We start from the raw sequence: 6,843 nt of genomic DNA on the forward strand, positions 1-6,843 counted from the left end.
TAGCAGGCATTCACTTTTTCTGAATATCATTATGTTATATTATACCAATATGCGTTTTAAATGCACAACAGCTTACCTCTGTGGAAAAAATCCTGAAAGAATTTGGAGAAAACTATGTAATTAATTTTGTCTAGCTACTTAAGCAACTACATACCTAAACTGTAACCCCAATTTGTGACAGTTGGTCTTAGCCCTAATGCAAATAAACTTTGTGGTTTCGTCAAATATAGGAAAATTCGCGGGAGTGGCAAATGAATCTTTATTTGGGAATAGATTTCGGCACGACTGGCGCGCGATCGACTGTCATAGACTCCCAGGGTACAATACATTCTGAAACAGAATATACTTTTGCTAACAACAGGCAACAACAGCCTGAATTGCCATCGGTTTGGCAAAATGCGCTGTGTGATTCGATCGAGCAAATTCCCCCAGCAATCCGCAATCAGGTAAGGGCGATCGCCATTGACGGTACATCCTCCACTGTCATGCTGTGCAATACCGACGGTATACCAGTATTCGAGCCGATTTTATACAATGATGCGCGCGGTGCAGCGGTGACAGAGAGGTTGCGGGCGATCGCGCCCGATAACCACACAGTATTGAGCGCTACATCGAGTCTCGCAAAACTCCTGTGGTGGCAGGAGGGCGGGCACGGGGGCACCGCCCTTACGGTTTTCCTGCATCAAGCTGACTGGCTGGCATTTCTGCTGCACGGAAAATTGGGAATTAGCGACTATCACAATGCTTTGAAACTCGGTTTCGATGTTGATACTTTGTGCTATCCGAATTGGCTGAGAGAGGGAATTGCGGGGGCTGCAACTCCTGAATTGCCGGAAGTTGTCGCACCGGGCACGCCTGTGGGTGAAGTGAGAGCTCAAGTGGGCGAGCGCTTCGGTTTTCCCCGCGATTGTATGGTTTGTGCTGGTACAACCGATAGCATTGCCGCTTTTTTAGCAAGCGGTATCAATTTACCAGGGGAAGCAGTAACTTCTCTCGGTTCTACACTAGCAGTCAAACTGTTAAGTCATACCCGCGTAGATGATTCTAGATACGGGATTTACAGTCATAAATTAGGCGATTTGTGGTTAGTTGGAGGTGCTTCTAATACCGGAGGTGGGGTGCTGCGACACTTTTTTACTGATGTTGAGTTGGATAATTATAGCACACAAATTGATCCCGAACAAGAGAGTTTGCTGGATTATTACCCATTGTTGAAAAAGGGCGATCGCTTTCCGATTAATGACCCGAATTTGTCGCCCCGACTCGAACCGCGTCCAACTGATTCAGTAGAATTTCTGCACGGTTTGCTAGAAAGCATAGCGCGGATTGAAGCGCGGGGATATCAATTATTGCAAGAATTGGGTGCAACTCCTTTGACAAAAGTTTATACGGCTGGTGGCGGGGCGAAAAATTCGGTTTGGACTGCGATTAGAAAGCGTTATTTAAAAGTCCCTGTTGAAACGCCAATTCATACTGCGGCTGCTTATGGGACGGCGTTATTAGCAATGCGGGGTGCGATGGGGATATAATGCTAATTTTCGCGCACCATCCACACTAAAAATCCCAATATTTTATCTACTGGAGGTAGCGGATAATCGGTAAGATCGATCGTCACTATTTGCCCTTCCAGCTTGAGAAACCGCCAAGCTGTGCCGCTGGAAACGCTGCCGTAGATGACGGAAATCGATCGCCCTTTCGCTTCATTAAATCTCTGGGCCGCTACCATTTCAGCAATACATTGACCCAAACCTACTTTCAAATCTCCTTTTTTAGCTTCCACCATCACAATTACCGGGGCCTCAACGTCTAATTGTTCCGGGGAACGGCTGATGATAAAATCGCAAACTCCTGTAAGTCCAACAGCCACATCAACATTAAATTCCTCACCCGAAAATACGCTGATTTGTTGGTTCAGAATCCTGCGAACTTCCAGCAATACAGGGTTAATAATAGCTTCAGAACGGGCTTTTTCGGTGCTAGTGGCGATCGCCCAAGGCAAATTTGTCTCCAGCATGGTCTGCAAGGCTGTTGCGGGTGCGATCGGTTCGATTTCCGGCAGAAATCTGATTCCTTCCACTACTGTAAGATTGAAGGCTTCTTTAACCTTGCCGATGGTCGTAAATTGACTGTAAGACATAAGAGTTTAGGTTTTCATTTCTACTTTTTACTTAGATAAAACGAAGGTTGAAACCGCGTCTACACAAACGAGTTGCCCGACGTGGACTCAAGATAAAAATGTAATTTTTACCGCATTTTAACAGCCCCTTTTTCAGCCCACTCTTCTAGGGTTTTGCCTGTATAGACGCGGTTGAAACCGCCGGATTTTCTATTACACTCGCTGCAACTTAGCTGTTCTCGGATCGATAATTTTTCTGCCCAAACCCGAAAACTTAATTGCCAGATTAGTTTTATCGCCTTCTCCCAAGACGTGGGTAATTTCTCCAACTCCAAAAGCATGATGAAAAACCCGATCGCCCGTTTTCCAATCCGCTGATTGTCCATTGTTTCCAGGTTGAGAAGTGCCGGAATTTGCTGCTGAATTATTAGTTTTTCCTTTAGATGCAGCCGTTTTTCCCGCTTTAGTTTTCTTCGCACTTCCAGCCAGCAAATGTGTCGGCAATTCTCCTAAGAATAGCGAAGGGGTGCAGTGTTCCCGGTAGCCTCCCCAAAGGCGGCGTTCGCGAGTGTGGGTGAGAAATAGCAATTCCTGGGCGCGAGTGATGCCCACGTAGCACAAACGGCGTTCTTCTTCGATCGCTTTTGGGTCGTCCAAACTGCGGAAATTGGGAAATAAACCCTGTTCCATTCCGACTAAAAATACCACGGGAAATTCTAACCCTTTGGCGGAGTGCAGCGTCATCAGCGACACGCGGGAATCTTCTTCCTGCAAGTCATCTAAATCGGAGGCTAAAGATGCTTTTGCTAAAAATGATGTCAGGGTCGGTTCTTCGTTTTGTTCTTCAAATTGCAGCACTGCATTGTACAATTCTATGACGTTTTCTATGCGGTTTGTGGCTTCGTCGGTTCCTTGATTTTTCAAATCTTCAATGTAGCCTGAATCTTGGATAATTCCTTGGACAATTTGCGAAGCCGGCAGAGTTTCAATTTGCGATTGCCAACGACCAATCATTTCGGCAAACTTAATAATAGCTTTTGCCGATCGCCCTGCTAGAGTATTTACAGAAGATTCATCGCTGAGGATTTCCCACAGGGGAATGCCTAACTGAGTTGCAGCGTCTTCGATTTTGGAAAATGTGGTATCCCCAATGCCGCGACGGGGAGTATTGATGATGCGTTTGAGGCTGACGCTATCGTCGGGATTGGCAAGCGCCCGCAGGTATGCTAGGATATCCTTGATTTCTTTGCGATCGTAAAACTTCAGACCACCGACAATATTGTAAGGAATGTCTAAACGCATTAACGCTTCTTCAAAGGAACGAGATTGAGCGTTTGTGCGGTAGAGAATCGCAAAGTTACTGCCGTTTTCGTATTCGGAGCTTTGGCGCTTTAAGGAATGAATTTGACCTGCTACAAATTCCGCTTCATCTAATTCGTTGTCGGCGCGCCAGACAACAATCGGAGCTCCCGGTTCGCGAGTCGGGCGCAGAATTTTCTCGATCCGTTCGGTATTGTGTTCGATCAAGTGGTTCGCCACTTGCAGGATGTTTTCGCGCGATCGATAATTTTCCTCTAATTTTACCATTGTCCCAGTTTTATCGTCGGACAAACCATCTCCGAAATCCTCTTGGAATTCCAGCAATATGGTATAATCTGCCATCCGAAAGCTGTAAATTGATTGATCGACATCGCCCACGACAAAAATCGAGCGGTTTTGCCATTTATCGAAGTTTTTCGGGTCGGCGTTATTTGTCACCAACATCCGAATCAAATCGTATTGAGTGCGGTTGGTATCTTGGTATTCGTCAACTAAAATATGGCAAAACTTTTTATGCCAGTAACTTAATACTTGCTCATTTTGGCTCAAAAGCTTAACGGGAACGAGGATTAAGTCATCAAAATCTAGGGCATTGTTGGCTGCTAAAGCGTCTTGGTAGCGACTGTAAACATCGGCAATCACGCGACCTCGATAATCCGGTTCTGCTGCTTGGTATTCTTCAGGCGAAAAACCTTTATTTTTAGCATTGCTGATAGCATAGCGGACTTTTCGCGGGTCAAATTTCTTGTCGTCCAAATTGAGAGCTTTTGTAACAATTTGTTTGACGATATTTTGAGCGTCTGACTCATCAAAAATCGAAAAATTTTTCTTCCACTGGCGGCCTTTTTCGTCTTGGTATTTTTCAATATCGTAGCGGAGAATCCGACCGCACAAAGAGTGAAAAGTCCCCATCCAAATGTGTTTGGTAATTGTGCGGTAAATGTGCGATCGCAATTTCGTTTGCACATCCGGGGTCAACTCTACCAAAGGTTTGCCATATTCCGCTTCAGCTTGCTGAGTTGCCAGCAATTTCTCAATTCTTTCTTTCATCTCTCTGGCGGCTTTATTTGTAAATGTCACCGCCAGAATATTTTCCGGATCGACTTGATGGGTGCGAACTAAGTTAGCAACTCGGTAAGTTAGAGCTCGGGTTTTGCCGGAACCAGCGCCCGCTACTACTAACAGCGGCCCGTTATAATGGGCGACTGCTTGGCGCTGAGATGGGTTGAGGTGGCTGAGGAAATCAGTGGTTTGAGTCATAGCTACAAAGTTAGTTTTATTGTTTAAGGTAAATAATACTGGGATGCGATACCGCGAGTTTTTTAACGTAAGGTGCCCTAGGCGCACCCTATATTATAACTAGAAAGGTGATTTTTTAAACTTTAAATATTTTTTGCTTAAGCGAGTTGCTTAAGGTAAGGTGTTTGGCGCGCACCCTACACTATAAATAGATAGGTGATTTTTTTTAACGTTTAAATATCCGTGTCAGCCACATTGCTGCTAATATTCCCAAGCCAATCCAGATGGCAATAATAACAACAGCGGCAGCCCTATTTATTGGTTTTCCCCGCTCTATTTCTGCGGCTGCTTTTTCCCGACACTCGGCTAAAACCTGTGGCGGAATCATCTTCAGTACCAGCCAAATTCCCAAAGGTACAATTATCAAATCGTCCAAGTAGCCCAGAACCGGTATGAAGTCAGGAATTAAATCGATCGGGCTAAAAGCATAGGCAACCGTAAGGCCGGCTAAAATTCTGGCGTACCAAGGTACTCTCTGGTCTCTACTGGCTAAATAAACAGCGTAAGTCTCTTTTTTTAGTCGGCGGGCAACTTGTTTTAAGGATTGCATATAATGACTAATGACTAATGACTAATGACTAATACTTTTTTTAGTTACTAAAAAGGTAACAAGCCGGATATTTAGCATTTTCAGTGGGAAGGTAAAGTATAGCATCTGTTGTATGTGAGGATAATCAAATTTATGAATTCAAATTTGCAACGTCGCGATCGCATTAATTTCCGTAGTCTGCTAACAGCGTTGTGTTTAACCTTAACTCTCGTCAGTTTCGTGGGATTAGATCCGGCGGTGGCTCAAGAACAGCGGATCAGAACGTTGACCGTTACTGGGCGGGGTGTGGAAGCGATTCCTACAACTCAAACGCAAGTGCGGCTGGGGGTTGAGGTGCAGGGGAAAACGGCGGCCGAGGTGCAGCAGGAAGCGGCGAGGCGATCGTCTGCTGTGGTAGAGTTGCTGCGATCGCGCCAAGTCGAAAAACTCGAAACTGCCGGCATCACCCTCAGCCCGACTTACAGCTACGAAAACAACCAGCAGCGCTTGACTGGCTATACGGCGACAAATACAGTCAGTTTTCGGATTAATACTGCATCTGCCGGCACTTTGCTCGACGATGCGGTGAATGCAGGAGCCACACGCATCGACGGTGTGAGTTTTGCCGCCGCCGAAAGTGCGATCGAACAAGCTCAAAAACAAGCACTCAAAAAAGCAACTCAAGAGGCTCAAGCGCAAGCGGATGCAGTCTTTAGCGCGCTCAACCTGAAGCGGGGAGAGATTCTGGGCATTCAAGTCAACGGTGCGATCGCGCCACCTCCAATGTATCGGCAATTGGCTGCTCCTCGCATGGCTGCTGCTGACGCTGCAACGCCTGTGGTAGGAGGAGAACAGCAGGTAGAAGCATCGGTGACTTTGCAAATTGGATATTAAAATTAAATAGTTAGGGGTTGAACCGACTACCTCAGCTTGACCCTAACTATTTCTCGATTTATCAAGCAGCTTTTTCTACCAGAAACTTTAGCCGTTTTCACCTCTTCTGCCAGTAGTCGAGCAATTGTTCGCGTTCCAACACAAATATTTCCCCATCTTCGCCCGGAAGAGGCACAACAATCAAAGCCTTAACAATTTTAGCGCCAAACAAAGTTTCCCTCTAAGTAAGTCGGTGGAAAAATTCATAATTATATAAGGAAATATTAAGTGGCGCGCTCTGAGTTAAAGTGTAACTGCTCACGCCAACTTGGTTGGCGTGAGCAGTTACGGCAAATGGCTACAACCTATTATGAACTATGAACGGAATCTCTCCTTGTTCAGGGGGAGAGTTCCTCAATAAATAGACTGCCCATTAAACCCTAGGCGATCGTATTCTTCCTACACAGAAAAGAGTGGACTCTTTTCTCAGATCCACTCTCTGTTAAACTCTCTTAGCGCTAGCTTTAACAAGCTTGAGTTAAGTCCTTACTTTACCTAGTCCTTAATGATTCTCTTGTCATTAATGACCACTTTGTCCTTGAGTTCAGGACTGCCGGAGATGTGAAGATCACTATCCTTATTTTCCTCGGCGGATTCGGCTAGATATTGGGCAGATGACTTAACATCGTGCGCTGCACGTTTAGCA

The 6,843-nt window shown here is 45.6% G+C and carries 5 protein-coding genes; 2 read left to right on the forward strand and 3 right to left on the reverse strand.

Going from position 1 to position 6,843, the window contains the following annotated elements; translation table 11 throughout:
• Window positions 1-251 precede the first annotated feature (251 nt).
• Entirely contained in the window at window positions 252-1,529 is a 1,278-nt protein-coding gene (locus QUA04_RS01020) for an FGGY-family carbohydrate kinase (RefSeq protein WP_333252926.1), read from the forward strand.
• A 2-nt stretch (window positions 1,530-1,531) separates the two neighbouring features.
• Here QUA04_RS01020 and QUA04_RS01025 read toward each other — a convergent pair whose 3' ends face one another.
• The 3 genes from QUA04_RS01025 to QUA04_RS01035 form a co-directional block, all read right to left on the reverse strand.
• Complete coding sequence (locus QUA04_RS01025) at window positions 1,532-2,137, reverse strand: hypothetical protein (protein WP_190738328.1); 606 nt, start codon at window positions 2,135-2,137, stop codon at window positions 1,532-1,534.
• A 192-nt stretch (window positions 2,138-2,329) separates the two neighbouring features.
• Window positions 2,330-4,696: a DNA helicase PcrA gene (gene pcrA, locus QUA04_RS01030; protein WP_333252928.1), complete on the reverse strand. Its 2,367-nt coding sequence runs from the start codon at window positions 4,694-4,696 to the stop codon at window positions 2,330-2,332.
• Between the two features lie 205 nt (window positions 4,697-4,901).
• On the reverse strand, window positions 4,902-5,285 hold the full coding sequence (locus tag QUA04_RS01035; protein ID WP_333252930.1) for a YkvA family protein: 384 nt from the start codon (window positions 5,283-5,285) through the stop codon (window positions 4,902-4,904).
• Window positions 5,286-5,417: 132 nt separating this feature from the next.
• Between QUA04_RS01035 and QUA04_RS01040 the strand changes: the two genes are divergently transcribed.
• Complete coding sequence (locus QUA04_RS01040; RefSeq protein WP_333252932.1) at window positions 5,418-6,158, forward strand: SIMPL domain-containing protein; 741 nt, start codon at window positions 5,418-5,420, stop codon at window positions 6,156-6,158.
• Window positions 6,159-6,843: the final 685 nt, after the last annotated feature.

It is taken from the genome of Microcoleus sp. S13_C5, from assembly GCF_036700845.1.
Classification (GTDB): Bacteria; Cyanobacteriota; Cyanobacteriia; order Cyanobacteriales; family Microcoleaceae; genus Microcoleus.